Origin of the sequence: Acinetobacter sp. UNC436CL71CviS28 (genome assembly GCF_000620525.1) — a bacterium.
Lineage (GTDB): Bacteria > Pseudomonadota > Gammaproteobacteria > Pseudomonadales > Moraxellaceae > Acinetobacter > Acinetobacter radioresistens.
On record NZ_JIBB01000003.1, the window covers coordinates 24,593 to 43,990 of the forward strand.

At 41.7% G+C, this 19,398-nt stretch carries 19 protein-coding genes, 1 tRNA gene and 1 pseudogene; 5 read left to right on the top strand and 16 right to left on the bottom strand.

Annotated elements, in window-relative coordinates; all coding sequences use genetic code 11:
* Positions 1 to 9 precede the first annotated feature (9 nt).
* The 8 genes from proB to uvrB all read right to left on the bottom strand — a co-directional run bounded on the left by proB (position 10) and on the right by uvrB (position 9,672).
* Positions 10 to 1,143: a glutamate 5-kinase gene (proB, locus tag N518_RS0102220; RefSeq protein ID WP_005019402.1), complete on the bottom strand. Its 1,134-nt coding sequence runs from the start codon at positions 1,141 to 1,143 to the stop codon at positions 10 to 12.
* Between the two features lie 17 nt (positions 1,144 to 1,160).
* Entirely contained in the window at positions 1,161 to 2,369 is a 1,209-nt protein-coding gene (cgtA, locus tag N518_RS0102225) for an Obg family GTPase CgtA (RefSeq protein ID WP_005026967.1), read from the bottom strand.
* A 224-nt stretch (positions 2,370 to 2,593) separates the two neighbouring features.
* Complete coding sequence (locus N518_RS0102230; protein WP_005026972.1) at positions 2,594 to 3,283, bottom strand: hypothetical protein; 690 nt, start codon at positions 3,281 to 3,283, stop codon at positions 2,594 to 2,596.
* A 12-nt stretch (positions 3,284 to 3,295) separates the two neighbouring features.
* Entirely contained in the window at positions 3,296 to 4,006 is a 711-nt protein-coding gene (locus tag N518_RS0102235; RefSeq protein ID WP_017400855.1) for a hypothetical protein, read from the bottom strand.
* A 148-nt stretch (positions 4,007 to 4,154) separates the two neighbouring features.
* Positions 4,155 to 5,612: a glyceraldehyde-3-phosphate dehydrogenase gene (locus N518_RS0102240; protein ID WP_005019394.1), complete on the bottom strand. Its 1,458-nt coding sequence runs from the start codon at positions 5,610 to 5,612 to the stop codon at positions 4,155 to 4,157.
* Between the two features lie 263 nt (positions 5,613 to 5,875).
* Entirely contained in the window at positions 5,876 to 6,811 is a 936-nt protein-coding gene (gene rarD / locus N518_RS0102245) for an EamA family transporter RarD (RefSeq protein WP_005026975.1), read from the bottom strand.
* A 131-nt stretch (positions 6,812 to 6,942) separates the two neighbouring features.
* On the bottom strand, positions 6,943 to 7,527 hold the full coding sequence (locus N518_RS0102250; protein ID WP_005019391.1) for a lipocalin family protein: 585 nt from the start codon (positions 7,525 to 7,527) through the stop codon (positions 6,943 to 6,945).
* A 123-nt stretch (positions 7,528 to 7,650) separates the two neighbouring features.
* Positions 7,651 to 9,672: an excinuclease ABC subunit UvrB gene (uvrB, locus tag N518_RS0102255; RefSeq protein WP_005019389.1), complete on the bottom strand. Its 2,022-nt coding sequence runs from the start codon at positions 9,670 to 9,672 to the stop codon at positions 7,651 to 7,653.
* 193 nt (positions 9,673 to 9,865) lie between these two features.
* Between uvrB and N518_RS0102260 the strand changes: the two genes are divergently transcribed.
* Both N518_RS0102260 and N518_RS0102265 read left to right on the top strand, forming a co-directional pair.
* Entirely contained in the window at positions 9,866 to 10,669 is an 804-nt protein-coding gene (locus tag N518_RS0102260) for a hypothetical protein (RefSeq protein WP_005019388.1), read from the top strand.
* A 221-nt stretch (positions 10,670 to 10,890) separates the two neighbouring features.
* Entirely contained in the window at positions 10,891 to 12,324 is a 1,434-nt protein-coding gene (locus N518_RS0102265) for a sensor domain-containing diguanylate cyclase (protein ID WP_005026979.1), read from the top strand.
* Between the two features lie 49 nt (positions 12,325 to 12,373).
* Here the strand turns inward: N518_RS0102265 and N518_RS17160 are convergent, their stop codons facing one another.
* Positions 12,374 to 12,541, bottom strand: coding sequence for a hypothetical protein (locus N518_RS17160; RefSeq protein WP_005026981.1), 168 nt, complete (start codon positions 12,539 to 12,541; stop codon positions 12,374 to 12,376).
* A gap of 212 nt (positions 12,542 to 12,753) precedes the next feature.
* Between N518_RS17160 and N518_RS0102275 the strand changes: the two genes are divergently transcribed.
* The gene (locus tag N518_RS0102275) at positions 12,754 to 13,989 is read left to right on the top strand and encodes a pyridoxal phosphate-dependent aminotransferase (protein ID WP_005019381.1); all 1,236 of its coding nucleotides are present in this window, start codon (positions 12,754 to 12,756) and stop codon (positions 13,987 to 13,989) included.
* Positions 13,990 to 14,102: 113 nt separating this feature from the next.
* Here the strand turns inward: N518_RS0102275 and N518_RS0102280 are convergent.
* A pseudogene (locus N518_RS0102280) lies at positions 14,103 to 14,417 on the bottom strand (winged helix-turn-helix transcriptional regulator); the annotation flags it as partial.
* A 108-nt stretch (positions 14,418 to 14,525) separates the two neighbouring features.
* Between N518_RS0102280 and N518_RS0102285 the strand changes: the two are divergent.
* On the top strand, positions 14,526 to 14,963 hold the full coding sequence (locus N518_RS0102285; protein WP_005026986.1) for a PaaI family thioesterase: 438 nt from the start codon (positions 14,526 to 14,528) through the stop codon (positions 14,961 to 14,963).
* A 179-nt stretch (positions 14,964 to 15,142) separates the two neighbouring features.
* Here the strand turns inward: N518_RS0102285 and N518_RS0102290 are convergent, their stop codons facing one another.
* A complete protein-coding gene (locus N518_RS0102290; RefSeq protein WP_005026988.1) occupies positions 15,143 to 15,601 on the bottom strand; it encodes a hypothetical protein in 459 nt (152 codons plus the stop codon).
* A 238-nt stretch (positions 15,602 to 15,839) separates the two neighbouring features.
* Here N518_RS0102290 and N518_RS0102295 point away from each other — a divergent pair.
* A tRNA-Asn gene (locus tag N518_RS0102295) sits at positions 15,840 to 15,915 on the top strand.
* 117 nt (positions 15,916 to 16,032) lie between these two features.
* Here N518_RS0102295 and N518_RS0102300 read toward each other — a convergent pair.
* The 5 genes from N518_RS0102300 to era are packed head-to-tail and all read right to left on the bottom strand — an operon-like array spanning position 16,033 to position 19,393.
* Positions 16,033 to 16,689, bottom strand: coding sequence for a tRNA-(ms[2]io[6]A)-hydroxylase (locus N518_RS0102300; protein ID WP_005026990.1), 657 nt, complete (start codon positions 16,687 to 16,689; stop codon positions 16,033 to 16,035).
* Between the two features lie 2 nt (positions 16,690 to 16,691).
* Positions 16,692 to 17,417, bottom strand: a complete 726-nt coding sequence (pdxJ, locus tag N518_RS0102305; RefSeq protein ID WP_005026992.1) for a pyridoxine 5'-phosphate synthase — start codon at positions 17,415 to 17,417, stop codon at positions 16,692 to 16,694.
* Positions 17,418 to 17,430: 13 nt separating this feature from the next.
* Complete coding sequence (gene recO, locus N518_RS0102310) at positions 17,431 to 18,141, bottom strand: DNA repair protein RecO (RefSeq protein ID WP_005026995.1); 711 nt, start codon at positions 18,139 to 18,141, stop codon at positions 17,431 to 17,433.
* 9 nt (positions 18,142 to 18,150) lie between these two features.
* A complete protein-coding gene (locus tag N518_RS0102315) occupies positions 18,151 to 18,324 on the bottom strand; it encodes an NF038104 family lipoprotein (RefSeq protein ID WP_282437611.1) in 174 nt (57 codons plus the stop codon).
* Between the two features lie 40 nt (positions 18,325 to 18,364).
* Positions 18,365 to 19,393: a GTPase Era gene (gene era / locus N518_RS0102320; RefSeq protein WP_005026999.1), complete on the bottom strand. Its 1,029-nt coding sequence runs from the start codon at positions 19,391 to 19,393 to the stop codon at positions 18,365 to 18,367.
* Positions 19,394 to 19,398: the final 5 nt, after the last annotated feature.

Sequence of the window (19,398 nt, forward strand, 5' to 3'; positions counted from 1 at the left end):
ACAAGAATCTCAGTAAATCGCCATATGATTGCGATGAATCATTTCTAGAGAGCGTGCTTCACCAAGAACTTGATAAACTTTATTGGAAGATAGACCTTTTACAATTTCCGCAGAGCGCGAACTGAAATTCACTCGGCCTACTGCAATCCGTTTGCCCCGGCTATCTACACACTCCACAACATCACCACGGTTAAAATGGCCTTCCACGGCACGAACACCCACGGGTAACAGACTACGGTGTTTTTCACGAATAGCTTCTATCGCACCATCATCGATTACAAGCCGCCCGGCGGTCTGTAAATGGGCAGCCAGCCACTGTTGATGCGCAGTCATACGATCTTTATCAGTGGCAAATAGAGTCCCCAGCATTTCACCGCTCATCAGACGTGAAAGTACGTTGTCACTTTCACCACTAGCAATCAGGGTAGGACAACCTGATCTTGCAGCCAAACGTGCAGCACGAACTTTAGTGACCATACCGCCCCGGCCAAGTACGCCGCCACCGCCTGCCATTTCAAACAGACTATCATCGAGTGCACGCACTGTAGAAAGTAGTTTGGCTTGCGGGTTGGAACGCGGATCTGAGTCGAACATACCTTGCTGGTCTGTCAGAATAATTAACAGGTCAGCATGTACTTGTCCTGCCACCATTGCAGCAAGTGTATCATTATCGCCAAAGCGGATTTCATCCGTCGAGACTGTATCGTTTTCATTAATAACTGGCACCACTTGCCAGTCAATCAGATGCTGTAATGCATCACATGAGTTTAAATAACGTCTGCGGTCTGCCAGATCATCGTGAGTTAAAAGTACCTGTGCAGTTTGAATCCCATGCTTTTCCAATACACTGGACCAGGTTTGGATTAATCCCATCTGGCCAATGGCAGCACATGCCTGAAGACTGGGTAAATCTGTGGGTCGACTGCTCAATTTCATGCGCACCATCCCTTCTGCCACAGCACCGGAAGACACCAATATAATTTCATGTCCGGCTTTATGCAGGTCAGCAATCTGATTAGCCCAATGCGAAATTGCATTAAGATCCAGTCCCTGACCATTTGCTGTGAGTAAAGATGAGCCGATTTTTACAACGATACGTTTACAAGCTTTGAGCTGTCGCTGCCCATCTACCACTTCTATCATCATGTCCTCAGTTCTACTTAACGTACGTAGATTACTTCCACTTCATCATCGTCATCATCGAAGTCCTCATCATCCTCATGATCTGCAAGACGTTGCGCACGACGCATTGCACGATAGGCTTCTTTGGCGGCGATGGTTTGCTCACGTGTTTCAGCTTCAAGCTGTTCACGGAATGCCTTAACCTGAGCTGCATATTCAGGGTCTTCAATTTCACGTTCACGTTGCTGCTCAATCTGGTCCATCAGATAATAAACAACATCTTTTGTTCCTTCACTTAGCAGACCTGAAGTCTTAAACACCGGGCCATCCCACTTCAATTCATTCAGAATATGTTCACACCATTCTTCACGGCTATCCTCTGGTAACTGGTCGAGTTTGTTGAGAACCAGAACCACAGGTAACTGTGCCAGTGTTGGTGAGAACTTTTCAAGTTCACGTAAAATTGCTTGGGCATTATGTACCGGGTCTGAACCGTCAATCGGCTGCACATCGACGATGTGTAATAAAATACGGGTACGTGCCAAATGTTTCAGGAAGCGGATACCCAAGCCTGCGCCTTCTGCCGCGCCTTCGATCAGACCAGGAATATCAGCCATTACAAATGAACGGTGACGATCAGCATCAACGACACCCAGGTTTGGCACCATAGTGGTAAATGGATAGTCTGCTACCTTAGGTTTAGCTGCAGAAACAGCACGAATAAAGGTCGACTTACCAGCATTCGGCATCCCCAGCAGTCCTACATCAGCCAGTACTTTAAGCTCCAGACGGATCTCACGGTACTCCCCTTTTACACCAGTTGTGCATTTACGTGGAGCACGGTTGGTTGATGACTTAAAATGAGTATTTCCCAGCCCACCTTCACCACCACCGGCAACCAGTACTCTCTGGCCACTTTCAACTAGATCACCAATAATATCGCCTGATTCTGTATCCACTATAGTCGTTCCTACAGGAACATATAAAACAACGTCTTCACCACCACGTCCGGTACAGTTTGCACCTGCTCCGTTCTTGCCACGTTCAGCACGGAACTTACGGGTATAACGATAGTCGACCAGCGTACTGGTATTGTCATCCGCCTGGATATAAATGCTTCCCCCACGGCCACCGTCACCACCGTCCGGTCCACCAAAAGGTACAAATTTCTCACGGCGAAAACTGGCTACGCCATTGCCACCGTCGCCAGCCTCTACGGTAATGACTGCTTCATCAACAAAGCGCATATGCCAATCCTCTAAAAACTCTTAAAACCGCCTATTCTGCCATATTTTTACTAAATTCTCGAATAGAAAATATAGCAATTGTTTATTATAAGCCGGTATTTGCAAGCTTCATAAATGCTTATAAAGTTTGACGGTTTTTCTATAGGGTTTTTAGAGCTTTAAATCAGCAACTCGCTTAGTTTTAAATAAGCAACCTAAATAATTTAATTCCACTTTTAACTGTTCTATTGATATTGAATATAACTTAACGGCAGTAGCATTTTCATATCCAGATTGGCTTTGGTATTACGCTCAACGTTATACATGGTGGCTTCGAAGTTAGCGATCTTAGGAATATTAATCGGATCATTCAGTTCTAAAGAAGGATTAAGCTGATGCTTTACATGCACATTAATCGGTTGTTGGTTAAACTCGAAATACACCGGGCCATTAAATGCAATCTGGATGGGCAATTCATAAGTCCGGTTCAGTTCAAATGGAACATCAATATTTACCGGTACATCGAGTTTTAAAGGAAATTTTGGAAGTAGTTTGTTTTTATAGATCAAATCTGTAGTCGTTTCGATGGGCATCACTTGATTAATTTTGAGCATGGTCGAATATTTAATTTGTACCGATACAGGAGTGGTCACATTAAATTTTAAATCTGCCAGATATTTGCCATCCAATGGTAAAACCAAGTGGTGATCAAGATCAATTGATGAACTGATTCGCCCTATAGTCTGTGCAGTCAGATATTCTCCTACATGAATACGGGTACCTAGAGAATGGGGTAAAGTAATATCGGTCTGGGTCGAGCTCACCTCTAGAGAAGCCTGCACATTTAAATACAGCCAGAACACTAGCGCAATTAAGCTACTCACTAAAATAAAACTGGCCAGCCAAACTTTTAACGAGAAGTTACTGATATTCATCCTTAACTTCTCCTATTTTAAGGTGGGAGCTTGCGAACTGGCCGGTTCAGCCGTGACCCGCTTAAGTGCTATATGTTCAAGGGGTATTGAAAGCTCTCCCTTACGTATCTTTACCGGCAGAATATTCTTGACATCAACCGAAGCAGAAAGTGGCGCATTAATCGGTACACTGAGTCTACCTTGAATGGGAATACTCGTATTCAATGTTGTATTCAATGGAATATTCAGATTTTCACGAATCACCGTTTTGACTGGAGCCGTAAATTTTAAATGTACTTTCTGGTTTAAAGGCACTTTAATATCAATCGGCACATCAAGATCAATAGGAATATTACCTTTGAGCGGTAACGTTACATCTTTGCCCAGAATTCTGACTTTGACCTTGGTATCAATAGGCAGTTCCTGTTTCACCTTAAGTGTTTCTTTTACCGGTATAACAGTATTGATAGGTACTTCATTATCAAAATATACCCGTGGATTTAAAGTCTGAGATAGTGGAATATCAAGCTGTTCATGAATCGGTATACTGGCATTCACTTTTCCTTTGACATTCACATCTAGGGCCTCATGAATTTTAACGCGTGCTTGTAAGGGTTCCTGTAATTCAATATCAACTGCCTGATTTTGTAAGGGAATGTTGATCTTGAAATGTTTAAATGCCCAAATGGCAATCAGCACCCCGCACAGGGTCGCGAGTAGAATAAAGGCTATTCCACTTAGCATGGTCTTTATTTGCAAAATATCTTCCTTAACAACATATTATTTTTTTACTCATCAATATTGTTATAAATTTCTATGTGTTGTTCAGCAGTTTTTTTGTACAGATATAAAAAACCCGGGTGAACCCAGGTTTTTTTAAAATACTTATGACTTATGCATTAGTTTCAGCAGGAATCTTAGGGTAACTTACGCCACCCATCTGCTCAGCAATACGTAATACCTGACAGCTATAGCCAACTTCATTGTCATACCATACATAAGCAGTCAAACGGTTGCCAGAAGTAATTGTTGCCTGTGCATCAAATACCCCTGCGGTACGTGAACCGATGAAATCGCTCGATACCACTTCAGTAGAGTTGGTATAGCCAATCTGGCCCTGCAAGTTAGAGTTGATTGAAATTTGACGAATAAATTCGTTCACTTCTTCACGATCAACTTCTTGGTCCAGAGTCAGGTTAAGAATTGCCAGTGATACGTTTGGTGTTGGCACACGTACTGAATTACCGGTTAACTTACCTTTAAGCTGAGGCAATGCCTTAGCAACAGCCTTAGCAGCTCCAGTTTCAGTAATTACCATGTTAAGTGTTGCTGCACGGCCACGGCGGTCAGCTTTATGGTAGTTATCAATCAGGTTCTGGTCATTGGTAAATGAGTGTACTGTTTCAACATGACCATTAATAACTTTATATTTTTCATCCAGTACTTTAAGAACCGGAGTAATCGCATTAGTAGTACAACTAGCAGCAGAGATGATTTTGTCTTCATCCAGAATATCTGCCTGATTTACGCCGTACACGACATTTTTCATTTCACCTTTACCAGGTGCAGTTAAAATAACACGTGCAGCACCTGGGCAATTCAGATGCTGAGCCAAGCCCTCTGCATCACGCCATTTGCCTGTATTATCAATAACTAAAGCATTTTCAATACCATATTCAGTATAATCTACTTCAGCCGGGCTAGAAGCGTAGATCACTTTGATATAGTTACCATTGGCAATGATTGCTTCATTTTCTTCATCAATTGAGATGGTGCCCGCAAATGAACCATGGATTGAGTCACGACGCAACAAAGAAGCACGTTTCGCCAGATCACCATCTGCACTTTTACGTACTACAATTGCTTTTAAGCTCAGACCACGGCCCAGACCAGACTGGCTGATAATCAGACGCGCCAGAATACGGCCAATACGGCCAAAGCCATAAAGTACAACATCTTTAGGCTGTGCAGAAGCAGGGTTACCTTCTAGTGACTTGACAGCCTCTTTTACAAAAGAGTCAACATCACCACCCTGTTCCTTATATTCAACAGCCAGTTTACCCAGATCAATCTCAGCAGAACCGATATTGTCGATTTTTACCAATGCCTCAAGGATTGGAAAAGTATGAACAACAGAAAGCTCTACATCCATTACGCGGGTACGACGATGGGCTTTTAAAATCTGGATTACTGAACGGTTAACTAAAGAACGGCCATAAACAGAAGTGACAATATTTTTTTCACGGTATAACTGGCCAATCAGCGCAATCATCCGTTCCGCAATTTCTTCACGGTTTTTCCAGCGACCTTGGTGTTCTGCGTGCAGGGCGATGATAGTGTCTTTGCTCACAAATACGTCCTCTAATTAATAATGTATCTAGGCGTGAATTTCAAAACCCGATAATTGTAATGGAATTATCGGCAAGAATGAAACAAAAGCTGAAAGGGCTGGTCATATTTTCCAATATATTGCTTATAATTTCATAAAATATCGCTAATTTTTTACAAAATTATCTTACAGGCTTATCTGTTCAGAATTCTAGAGATATGAATACTTAAATTGGGTGAATAAAATCACTTAGCAAATCATGTAGTTCTTACTCAAGACTCTAGCTAGTCATCTTTTAAACGGGTCTGGTAAGATTTCAGATTACGTACCAGATCCTGTTTATTTTTTTGCTGTCGGTATAAATGTAAGCTTCCTTCTACTACTAACACCAATACTGCACACCAGATAGGAATATAGGTCAGCCATTCATCGCCTGAGATTGCTTCGCCCAAGGCAACTGAAGCCAAGGCTAGCAGTACAGGTTCCAGATAGCTGAGCAAGCCAAAAATTACCATAGGCAAATAACGGCTTGCCAAAATATAACTGCCCAAGCCTAATGCACTTAACGCTCCCAGACCTGCTATCGCCGGGAATAGGTGGGGATAAGCAAGAAACTGACTGTAACTATGTAGACCAATGCTGCTCGAATAAACTGCAACCGGAAGAATTAATACAATATCCCACCAGAAGCCTCCCAGATGATCTGTATGAATTTTTTTTCGCAAAAAGAAGTAAAAGGGATAGGCTACGGCGACATAGGCTGTTTCCCAAGCTATACCGCCGATTCGCCAGAGTTCATGGCCAACACCTATAGCTGCCAGTGCCACTGCCACTACCTGAAATCTTGACAACTTTTCTTTAAATAAAATACACCCTATCAGCACCATGACCAGTGGTAATAAGAAATAGCCCAATGAAACCTGTAAGCCTCGTCCATTCATTGGACCCCACAGAAAGAGCCATAACTGGGAAGTACATAAAATGGAGCTAACCAATAACATTAGAATAAATTGAGGTTTGGCTTTAAGCCGCTGCCAAATAGCAGAAATATATTTAAAATCACCACTCCAATACATAAAAAATGTCAGAAATGGCAAAGTTGATAGCATACGCCAAGCAAAGGTTTGCTCACTATTAAGAGGAGCAAGAAAGGTTGTAAAAAAATAGAGAACCCCGAAGGTGAGTGATGCTGTAACGGATAGCACAACGCCTTTAAACACTTTCTACTGCCCCTCTATTTTTTAATCTTGCATTATAAAGGAGCAGAAAAGATAAATGGAAAATTCATCTATTTATTTAAAAATCATACTTAAACATGTTTTCTAAGACTCAGAAGATCAAGACAAATCTATTATTTAGTCGTATGTTGAGTATGAATAATATCATCAAGCTTATAACCCAATGAAGAAGCGTAATTCAGGTATTCATTTACCACGTCCTGTTTAACCTGTGGTGTACGTGACAGTACCCAAAGGTACTTTCGAGAAGGTTCCCCTACCAGTACTGTCTGGTAATTGTCATCAAGCTTCAAGATCCAATAATCGCCTCGGCCTAAGGGTAACCAACGAATTGCCTCTGGCAGGAAACTGACTTCAAGTTTACTGTTAAATGGAGGGTTAATCACATATGCTTCACCTAGTGAACGCATCATTTTACCTTCCTGGGTATAGCAGCGATTATCTACTGTTATGTTGCCATTTTCATTTAAAGTATAGGTAGCTGTAACATCACGCGCACATTTTCGCTGAAAGTACATAGGTTTTCGGGCTACTTCGTACCATACACCCAGATACTTATCCAGTTCAACTCGCTCAACCACAGGCATGGTTTTACTTTGCGCATACGCCATTGTCCCGACAGCAAGACCAGTTAGCAATGCTCCCCCTACTGCAATCTTTGTTAATTGCCAACCTGCTTTTGATATATTTTTAGTCATAGCACATGAAACCTCGTAGAAATGAAAGAGTTATTTCACAGAATAATCTAACTTAACTTGTTCTTTTTGCACTCTTTGTAGTGTTATGTTATGAATTTGCTGCGAAAAACTTTCAGCCTGCCACTATTGTAACATTTGGGCTTTTAGCCGCAGAATTTCATCACGAAGACGGGCTGCCTGTTCAAACTGTAACTCTTTAGAAGCTTTAAGCATTTCTTTTTCCAGCTTCGCCATATGCTTACTTAGAAGTTTTGGATCAGCTAAAATATGCCGTTCATCGGCTGTCAGAGAAAGTGCCTGCGCGGTGATTTTCTCATCAATCTCGTCCTCAGCTAATACTTCTCCAGTATCAATTTCTTTAATGACCTGACGCACTGCACTACGCGGAATAATTCCATGCAATTCATTAAATTCAATCTGTTTGTTGCGGCGACGCTCTGTTTCATCAATTGCTTTTTGCATAGAGTCCGTAATGCGGTCAGCATATAAGATTGCCTTGCCCTTAATATTACGTGCGGCGCGACCAATGGTCTGAATGAGTGAACGCTCGGAACGCAAAAAACCTTCCTTATCTGCATCCAGAATCGCGACAAGGGATACTTCTGGCATATCTAGGCCTTCTCGTAACAGGTTAATGCCGACCAATACATCAAACACCCCGGTACGAAGTTCATGAATAATTTTTACTCGCTCCACAGTATCGATATCTGAATGAAGATAGGCTACTTTTACCCCGTATTCTTTCAAATAAGCAGTTAAATCTTCAGCCATACGCTTAGTAAGAGTGGTCACCAGTACACGCTCATTTAAATTTTTACGTATGTTGATTTCTGATAGCACATCATCGACCTGAGTTAATACTGGACGTATTTCAATTTCCGGATCAATCAGTCCGGTTGGCCGTACTACCTGCTCTACTACCTGTTCTGACTTTTCCAGTTCATAACGGGCAGGTGTAGCACTTACAAAGACCGTAGTGGGTATAATCCGCTCCCATTCCTCAAATTTCATGGGCCGGTTATCCAGCGCACTAGGCAAACGGAAGCCATAATTTACGAGGTTCTCTTTACGGGAACGGTCTCCTTTATACATGGCTCCAATTTGCGGTACAGTAACATGTGATTCATCAATAATCAGCAGAGCATCATCAGGTACATAGTCAAACAGAGTCGGAGGTGCATCACCCGGACGACGTCCAGATAAATGGCGTGAATAGTTTTCGATACCGTTGGTATAACCCAGCTGTTGCATCATTTCCAGATCATACCGGGTACGTTGTTCGATACGCTGGGCTTCAAGCAGTTTATCGTGTTCGCGAAAGAATTTAAGCTGGTCTTTTAGCTCGTCACGAATAGTATCAATTGCACGAACCAGATTATCTTTTGGTGTCACATAATGACTTTTCGGGTAAATTGTTACACGGGGTACCTTGCGCAGCATTTTGCCAGTTAAAGGGTCAAACCAGCGTATTGAATCTACTTCGTCATCAAACAGTTCAATACGGATCGCATTCTGTTCTGACTCTGCCGGAAAAATATCCATAATTTCACCGCGGATCCGATAGGTACCACGCACAAACTCAAGCTCGTTACGGGTATATTGCATCTCTACAAGACGGCGGATAATATCGTCACGGCCAACACGGTCTCCCTGAACAATATGCAGTAGCATTTTCATATAGGCTTCAGGATCACCCAAGCCATAAATAGCAGAGACCGAAGCGACAATAATAGCATCACGACGTTCTAGTAAAGAACGGGTAGCAGACAACCGCATCTGGTCAATGTGGTCATTAATTGCCGCATCTTTTTCAATAAAGGTATCAGAGGACGGAACATAAGCTTCTGGTTGATAATAGTCATAATAACTGACGAAGTATTCAACGGCATTATTGGGGAAAAAAGCTTTAAATTCGCCATAGAGCTGGGCAGCTAAAGTCTTATTATGTGCCATTACAATGGTGGGCCGCTGGGTTTGTGCAATGACATTCGCCATAGTATAGGTCTTACCTGAACCCGTCACCCCAAGTAACAGTTGACTTTTATACCCTTGCTGGATGCCTTTAACCAGTTTCTCAATAGCCTGTGGCTGGTCTCCGGCAGGCGCATACTGTGTAACCAATTCAAAAGGACGGCTCTCGCTCACTGATACTCTTCTCTGCTCATGATTGACCTGTATATTTTAACAGAATTCGGGCACTAACTCTTTTATGTTTAAGCGTTTCCTGATAGCTTTTTGCTATGTTTTGGTTACACTTCAAAGCGCTCAAGATTTCACTTGACCCTATGCATTTTCAGCGGCAACATGACAACACACTTCTCTAAAAAGTCTGGTTAATATGGTCTACCAATATCACGATGAAAGTATTATCAAAGCTTTGCCTGAAGATACTGTATTTGTATTTGGCAGTAATCTGGCAGGCGAACACAGTGATGGCGCTGCCCGGGTAGCCCACCAGTATTTTGGAGCAGTAAAAGGTGTGGGTCGAGGTTGGGCGGGGCAAAGTTATGCTATCCCCACTTTAAACGAGCATATTCAGCAAATGCCACTTAGCCAGATTGAGCATTATGTAGAGGATTTCAAGGTTTATACCCGTAACCACCCTAAAATGAAATATTTTATTACCGCCTTGGGTTGTGGTATTGCAGGCTACAAAGTTTCAGATATTGCTCCATTTTTTAAAGGTATTTCAAAAAATGTGATACTTCCTGAATCTTTTAAGCCTTATGTAGAACGAAATGCTTTAAAACAGTTTCCGACCCTGACCCAAGATATGGTAAGACAATTTATTAATGATGAGGTCATTTTCTATTTTAATCATGGTAGTGACTCGTTTGAGGCGGCTTTAGACAAAACCCGGTTGAAAAAAGCTGAAAAAGCCGTTGCCCTGATTGTACTTAATGAAGATATGTATCCTCGTGACCGCTATGGACGTGGCCGCGAACATGAAATCAGTGATATTTTATCTAAATTCAATGGTAAAATTTATGATTTCCCGGAAAATACTGAAGGAGCCTTGGTATTTACTGGTGTCATCATCGCATTGATGGAACTTTATGATTTTAATGAACAGGATTTTATTCGCCTTTGGGAAGGAGAAATTGAAATTGAGCATCCGGTCAATCGGCTTGCCAAAGCTTAAAATTTAATTTTATTATATATTTATAAATTACTGGGCTGAAACTAGAAATATTAAAAGTAAAATATGACAGATTTTTAGATTATTAACTTATTCAGCTCAGTAATTACAGCTTCAGAAATATCTGTTATCCAGATAACCACTTATTTTCATCGGCTTATTTGTTCTAAAAAAATCTGTTTACCCCTATACTCTCGCCAGTCACCTAAAATGTGGATATAAGCATGGAACTGTTTGATTCTTCAATATTTGATCTGTCTCCAATTCCCATGTGGCTTGAAGATTATAGTGAAATCAAAAAACAGTTCGATGTCTGGCGTTCAGAGGGTATAAATGATCTGGCCGCATTTCTCAAAGAAGATGTAGAACGGGTACGCAGCTGTGCTCATAAAATCAAGGTCATTCGGGTCAATCCCAAAACTTTAGAAGTTTTTGAAGCAGACAGCCAGCAAGATCTGATTAAACATACTGCAAATATTTTTCAGCAGGACATGTATCAAACCCACATTCAGGAACTAGTAGCACTATGGCAGGGAGAAACCGAATTTTTTAGTACTGCTGTAAATTATACCCTAACTGGTAAACGTTTAGATATTCAGTTAAGAGCTATCGTTTTACCTGGTTATGAACATGATCTTTCACGCCTGCTTCTAACCACAGAAGATATTACCCACTACGAAAATGCCCGACGTCAGGAAGAAAAGAACCGTATTCTTGCCGAATCATTATTTATCTATTCACCGACTTCTTTATGGGTAGAAGATTTCAGTCGCATCAAACAGCGTTTTGATCAGCTAAAACAGCTAAATATTCAGGATTTCCATACCTTTTTAGATGTTCATAGTGAGTTCGTTAACCAGTGTATCGATGATATTGTGATTATCGACGTAAATCAGGCAACACTGGACCTGTTTAAAGCGCCAGATAAAGAGAGTTTATTAAAAAATACTGATCAGATTTTTGCTGACGAGATGCAGCAGACCTTCCGTGAACAGCTGATTGAACTCTGGAATGGTAATCTGCATCACCAGCGTGAAGCAGTTAATTATGCGCTTGATGGCAGTGTCCGTCATGTTATTTTGCAATTTACCGTATTTCCCGGTTATGAAGAAGACTGGGGAATGGTGCAGGTCGCTTTAACTGATATCAGCGCACGTAAAAAGGCTGAAAATTATCTGGAATATCTGGGCAGGCATGATGTGCTGACTCAGCTCTGCAACCGGGCCTTCTTTTCTGAGGAAGTCAAACGTCTTGAACGTAGCCGTTTGCGTCCTGTTTCCTGTATTTTTATAGACATGAACAGTTTAAAGGAAATTAATGACACCTTAGGTCATGATATTGGTGATGGGCTATTGCGCAGAGTCGGAAACGTACTTAATCAGGCGATTGAAAACACCCGTTATACTGCATCACGCATTGGAGGTGATGAGTTCGTCATTCTCTTACCTACAGCTACAGAAGCTGAAACACTGACTGCAACGCAAACTATTGAAGAACTGTTCAAGATTGATAACCAGTATTATGCCAGCCAACCTATCAGTATTTCCATGGGATGTGCTACGAGCAGGGAAAATGAAAGCATAGAAGCTTTATTAAAACGTGCTGATCAGCAGATGTATCAGAAAAAACAACATTATTACCAAAACAGCACGCTATAAATTAAACTGTGTGGGGTTATAAAAACAGGCGATCTATCTGCTTTTATAACTAACGCTTACCCATAGAGCGCCGAGTGCCACGTGGCGGAGCCCATGTACGGTCGGCATAGTTTTCAGCTTTAGGGCGAACGTGGTTATGCACAGCAACCTGCTCTGGATGATCGGCTGCCGGCACTGGAAACGGGAGCTTGACCAGTGGCTTTTTGTTTTGGCTCATACACTAACTCAAAATAAAACAATCCATATTGTAACGTGCTTTTCCGTTCAAATCGAACAGACATTCCGGGATTTTTTGTAGCTTCATCATGAGGTGATTCCATCTTTTTCATTTTTTTACTGATATAGTAATTTTTACACGCCCTTTAAGCAGTTTTTACGCTAAGATAATATTGCTTTTTATTTTTAATCCCCATAAGAAGGAATATTGCCGTGGACGTACGTCTCTCTGATCGTGTAAATGCCATCAAACCGTCCCCAACGCTTGCTGTAACCAATAAAGCGGCTGAGTTAAAAGCTGCTGGAAAGAATGTGATTGGTTTGGGCGCAGGTGAACCTGATTTTGATACACCACAACACATCAAAGACGCTGCTATTACAGCGATCAATAATGGTTTTACTAAATATACCGCTGTTGACGGTACGCCAGGCCTAAAAAAAGCAATTATTGCCAAGTTTAAACGTGACAATAATCTGGATTACCAACCAAACCAGATTCTGGTCTCTTGCGGTGGTAAACAGTCATTTTTTAACCTTGCACTCGCACTTTTAAATAAAGGTGATGAAGTAATTATTCCTGCACCTTACTGGGTCAGTTATCCAGATATGGTGATTATTGCTGAAGGTGTACCTGTTATTGTGAAATGCGGTGAAGAGCAGCGTTTCAAAATTACACCTGAACAGCTGGAAGCTGCAATTACTGACAAAACCCGTCTGGTAGTATTAAACAGCCCTTCCAACCCTACAGGCATGATTTATACCAAAGCTGAACTGGAAGCTCTAGCTGAGGTCCTTCGCAAATATCCGGAAGTTTATATTGCATCTGATGATATGTATGAACCGATCCGCTGGGATGATGAATTTTATAATATCGCAACTGTTGCGCCAGATTTATATGACCGCACCATCGTATTAAATGGCGTATCTAAAGCTTATGCAATGACTGGCTGGCGTATTGGTTATGCAGCAGGTCCTGCCAAGTTGATTGGGGCAATGAAAAAGATCCAGTCTCAGTCAACTTCTAACCCGACCTCAATTTCACAGGTGGCTGCAGAAGCTGCACTTAATGGCCCACAAGATGTACTTGAGCCAATGATTGAAGCATTTAAGCGCCGCCATGACCTTGTTGTAAATGGTCTTAATGAAATCAATGGTATTTCTTGTCTGCCTGCAGATGGTGCTTTTTATGCCTATGCCAACATTAAACCTCTTATTCGTGCTAAAGGTCTTAAATCTTGCACAGAATTCTCTGAATGGTTACTGGAAGAAACTGGTGTTGCAGTAGTTCCAGGTGATGCATTTGGTCTGGGAGGTTTTATGCGTATTTCTTATGCTACTGCTGATGAAGTACTGGTAGATGCTCTGGCACGTATTAAAAAAGCAGCAGACTCGATTGAAGGTGTAGATGCAGCTGTTGCTTCTGTTGAGGCTGAAAAAGCTGCCAAATAAATCCTGTAATTAGAAAAGCCTGCTTACATAGCAGGCTTTTTTTAGCTCGGGTTCACTGTCTATTTTAATTCTTCCAATATTTCCTTTTTCAAATAAAATTTTGGTTCTTTTGCATCTGTCCACTGCACACCCCACTCGACGATTGCCATTAAAATAGGTTTTAAGTCCCTACCTTTGGCAGTCAGCACGTACTCAAAACGTTGCTGGCGGTCTATGTAACTTTGTTTTTCCAGTATGCCTTCTTCAACCAAACGTTTTAAACGCTCTGCAAGTACATGCCGGGTAATTCCCAATGATTTTTGAAACTGTTCAAAACGGGACAGTCCTAAAAATGCATCACGAATAATTAATAAAGTCCAGCGGTCACCAATCATGGCAAGTGTTTGTGCTACAGGACAGTTCTGCTGCTGGGTTTCAGACCATTTCATTTCTGTCTAACATATAAAAATTTATTGACTTTAATTTAATCGATCCGCTAAGTTAATAACAAGTTCCTTTTTAGAACTTTATAAATTAATAGTAGAACAGGAAGAAAAATGAAAGATCCCAAACAAATGACTGGTCTTGAACTGCTCACAGCAATGCGTGATGGGGTATTGCCCTCAGCCAGCATTGGCAAAACCATGCCCATGCAGTCTGTAGAAGTCACCCAGGGTACTGTTACCTTCAAGGTGAAAGCAGATGAGCGGCATCTGAACCCGTTAGGTGGTGTACATGGAGGCTTTGCAGCAACTGTTCTGGATTCTGTTACAGGCTGTGCAGTTCACAGTATGCTAGAAGCAGGTGCAGGATATGGAACTATAGATTTAAATATTAAAATGTGCCGTCCAATCCCTAAAAACAAAGAATTACAAGCTACAGGAACCCTCATCAATCTCAGCAAGAACCTTGGTATTGCTGAAGGAAAAATTTTCGATGAAGAAGGAAAACTTTATGCTTTTGCAACAGCCACTTGCATGATTCTCCGTAATTAGCAGCTATTCTTCTCCGGCTTGCTCCAGATTAAAAATCCTGAATCGAGCAAGCCTGTTTTTCAGCAAACTCTAACCTAGCTTTACGCTTTCAAAGTATTAAAATAATGCTCTCTTTAAGCGTTTCATCTCCATAGGCCAGCTATAAAGTTAATTATTATCTTAGGATTTCTAGGTTCTCTCTAAATTGCTGATTTCAGAAATTTACCCGAATTTATATGGTGCTTCTGCGGACGGGTCATTCCCTTATAAATACAGTAAAACTTAAAGGCGCTGTCTAACGGCACTGAGACTACATCTTGCTGTGAAGCTGACCAGACTTTTGCCTGATTCCGACCAGATAAGTTGCTGCCTGCGATTTGATAAATATACTGATCTTTCTTCAGCTGATGAATCTGTTGCGGTGTTGCTGAAAGAGTATCTAAAATTGAGGAATGGGTTTTTTCTATTAACCACTTTTCACTCAACCAGAGTTGTAGCAGATCACCTAAGTAAAGTTGATGTCTACCAGCTGGCCAAAGCTCAATAAAGGCTTCTGTTACCGGTGTAAAATACTGTTCAGCATCTTGAATAATAGAAAGATAATTTTTCTGATATAAAGAAAAATGAGAGAAAATCTGAGAAATAGATAGCGTATTCATTCGCCTTCTCCTGTTTAGCCATTTTAGTGCTGGCAAGTTGGTTTAAATCCACACTGCTTGGTTTTACTCAAGCGCTCTGTTCTGTTATTAATCTAGCAACAGTTGATTCGCACTGTAAAGCTTTTTTCTGTTTTATTTCAATATTTGACTAAATAAAAAGCATATGGGACTCCAGCATCAGAAATATGACAATTTAAGCTTGACCCACTTTAAAATCCCTCTATAATCGCATTCAGATTCTCCCATAGCTCAGTCGGTAGAGCGACGGACTGTTAATCCGCAGGTCCCTGGTTCGAGCCCAGGTGGGAGAGCCAAATATATAAAAGCCCACAGCATTAAAGTGGGCTTTTTATTGTCTGTTTTTTAATAACTACTATTTTTCAAACTAAAAAAATCCTTCATAAAGAAGGATTTCTTATTAGCACTCGGGGTTAAGCTGCAGTTTTAGCCGGAACACCACTGTGGAACCTGAAAAGATCATCTGAACTTAAAATCAGAGCTTTTTCAATTTCCCGTATATGTTCAATGCGTGTCTGGATATCTTCTTCAGCATTTTTAAGTTTTGCTGTCTTGGCCACGTCGAGCGCCAAAGCCAGATAATCCTCGAAGTGTCGAGACTCAGATTTAAGCAAATAGCGATAGTAACGCCCTAACTCTTCATCGACCAGCGGTGCAAGTGCATGAAACCGCTCACAAGAACGTGCTTCTACAAAAGCACCAATAATCAGTACATCAATTAAAGCTTCTGGCTCATAAGTACGAATTTCTTTGCGCAAGCCGGCCGCATAACGTCCAGCACTGACCGCTTTCCATTCTTGACCACGTTTAGCCATAAACTCAAGTACCTGTTCATAATGCAGCATCTCTTCACGAACTAACTGTGCCAGCTTGACTTGCAAGTCAGTAAAAAAGCTGTAACGGAACATCAGGTTCATTGCTGTACCAGCTGCTTTTTTTTCACAGTTGGCATGGTCCTGCATCAGTAGCTCTAAATTATTCAGTGCTTCATCCAGCCAGGCTTTCGGGGTTTCACAACCAAGAAAAGCTTTTACTGGCTGCATCAGTTCATCATAGTTTAAAGTCGACATAATTAACGTGCTGCCTTAATTGCTGCTTTCATTTGCTGTACAGCTTGTGCCAGGCCAATAAAAAGACTATCTGCAATAATCGAATGTCCAATATTTAATTCATGGATCTGTGGAATTGCTGCAATTGGCGTCACGTTGTCAATGTTTAAACCATGTCCTGCATTTACCACTAGGCCTTTACCTGCGGCATATTCAGTTCCCTTAATAATACGTTCAAGCTCTGCCTGTTGTTCTGCTTCATTATGAGCATCTGCATAAGCACCGGTATGAATCTCGATGGTAGGTGCACCACAGGCAATAGCCGCGTCAATCTGTGCCAGATCGGCATCAATAAAGAGAGAAACATCACAACCAACTTGCAATAATGCCTGAGTTGCTGCTTTAACTTTTTCAAAATTAGTCACTACATCCAGACCGCCTTCTGTGGTCAGTTCCTGTCGCTTCTCCGGTACAAAGCAAACATACTGTGGACGGATTTCTTTAGCAAACTCAACCATTTCATCAGTTACGGCGATCTCAAGATTCATATGGGTTTTCAAAGCTGGACGCATACGGCGTACATCACTATCCTGAATATGACGGCGGTCTTCACGTAAATGCAGGGTAATACCCTCTGCACCGGCCTGTTCACAAATCAGTGCCGCATTCACCGGGTCCGGATAAACGGTGCCTCGTGCTTGTCTTAAAGTAGCAACGTGATCTATGTTTACACCAAGCAATGCAGCCATAATAAATTCCTGATTAAGATTGAGAATGAGTATTTTGAATCCATAACTGGCGGCTCTTCAATGGCCGGTCACCCAGTAAAGATGTAATCATCTGGCGATAAAGTCGAGATAATAGCTGTAACTGTGGCTGGGAGAAATCTGCACCTTTTTCATAGTCCAGCATTGTAAGAAGGCTCTGGCCAGCCAAGGTAGCTGAACTGGCTTTTTGTACAGGTATAAAGCCTTCCTGAATCTGAAAATGGTAATGTCGTTCCGGTTCAACTGACTGCTGATGGGCATCTACCGAAAAATCGATAGCATAACCAAGCTCTTCAAGCAAAATATGTTCAAACTGGCGTAAAATTTGTCTTAATAGCAGCCCGGGCTGTGCATTTACTGCCAGTTGCTGTAACTTGACCAATGTCAACTGATACTGCTGATAAGTCTGTGGCATCGGCTCTTCAAGCGGACATAACCGAAGTAATAATTCGTTTAAATAAAAGCCAGAGAAGAATGCATCACCGTAAAAGAAAATAGGCTGATTTACGATTTCAAGTTTACTGAAATTTTTGAGTTCACCTTTACCAGAAGCCTGAAGTGCTAAAGGTTGATACTGTGGCGGGGGAACCTGACGTAAAATTCCATCAATCCGGCCATATTCCTCAGTAAATAAATAGACAAGGTGACTCTTCTCACGATATTTACGGTAATGGATCAGGTAACCATGCAAAGCTTCATTGCGCATAGGGTTGAGCTAGTCCCGATCTGATGCCTGATCTTCATCATCCCCATCAGGGATAACTGCACCCACCACTGCCGCAGTCCCCTTGACTACCCCTTTCGTGGTTTTATAAGCCACCTTTACAGGAACCGTAACAATCTTATGAATACAGCCTTGCAGCATTAGAATGCTTATCAGTATTGCCATTGTCTTGATCACTACGGAACTCCTGCAAAAAGCTTAAGCCTTAGATATCACTATATCCCAGGCTCTTGAGCGCGCGTTCATCATCAGACCAGCCACCTTTCACTTTTACCCACAGTGTCAGCATGATCTTCTGTTCGAACATTTTTTCCATATCAATACGGGCATCCATCCCGATTTTTTTCAGCTTAGCACCTTTTTCACCAATCACGATGGCTTTTTGTCCAGGACGGTCAACAAAAATGGTGGCATCGATATAGGTACAGGCAGCTTTCATCCGGCCAGTCTTCTCATTTAATGCCGGCTCCTCAGTTTTAAAAGATTCAATCTGAACAGTCAGGTCATATGGAAGCTCTTCACCAAGCTGTCGCATAATTTTTTCACGAATTACTTCTGATGCCAGGAATCGCTCTGAACGGTCAGTAATCTGGTCAAATGAGTATAGCGGCGGTTGGAAAGGTAAATACTTGTCAATTGTATCGCGCAGATGTTCCAGATTTGCACCACGCAATGCAGAAACTGGTACAATTTCCACGAAATTCATGAGTTTAGTACGTTCTTGAATCAAAGGAAGTAATGTCCTTTTTTCTTCAATAGTATCAATCTTGTTGATAACCAGAATGACTGGCATTTCAGCATTTTTCAGCTTCTCAAGCACCAGGTCATCATTTTGTGTCCACTTATGGGCATCTACCGCAAACAGAACGAGATTTACATCACGTAGGGCTGAATGTGCTGCACGGTTCATCATCTTATTGATGGCACGCACTTCTTTCTTATGCATTCCCGGAGTATCTACGTAAACGGCCTGTGACTTTTCACGGCTATCAATACCAATAATTTTATGTCGTGTTGTCTGGGGCTTACGGGAAGTAATAGAGAGTTTTTGTCCCAACAGGTGGTTCATCAAAGTTGATTTACCGACATTCGGACGTCCGACAATAGCCACAAACCCACTCTTAAAATCAGCAGGTATAGTCACACCCTGTGAACTAAAGAACTGGTCAATCAGGTTATTGTCCGGTGTGTTTGACTCTTGATCTGTACTGTTTTGATCTGGCTGGATCGACATGCAGT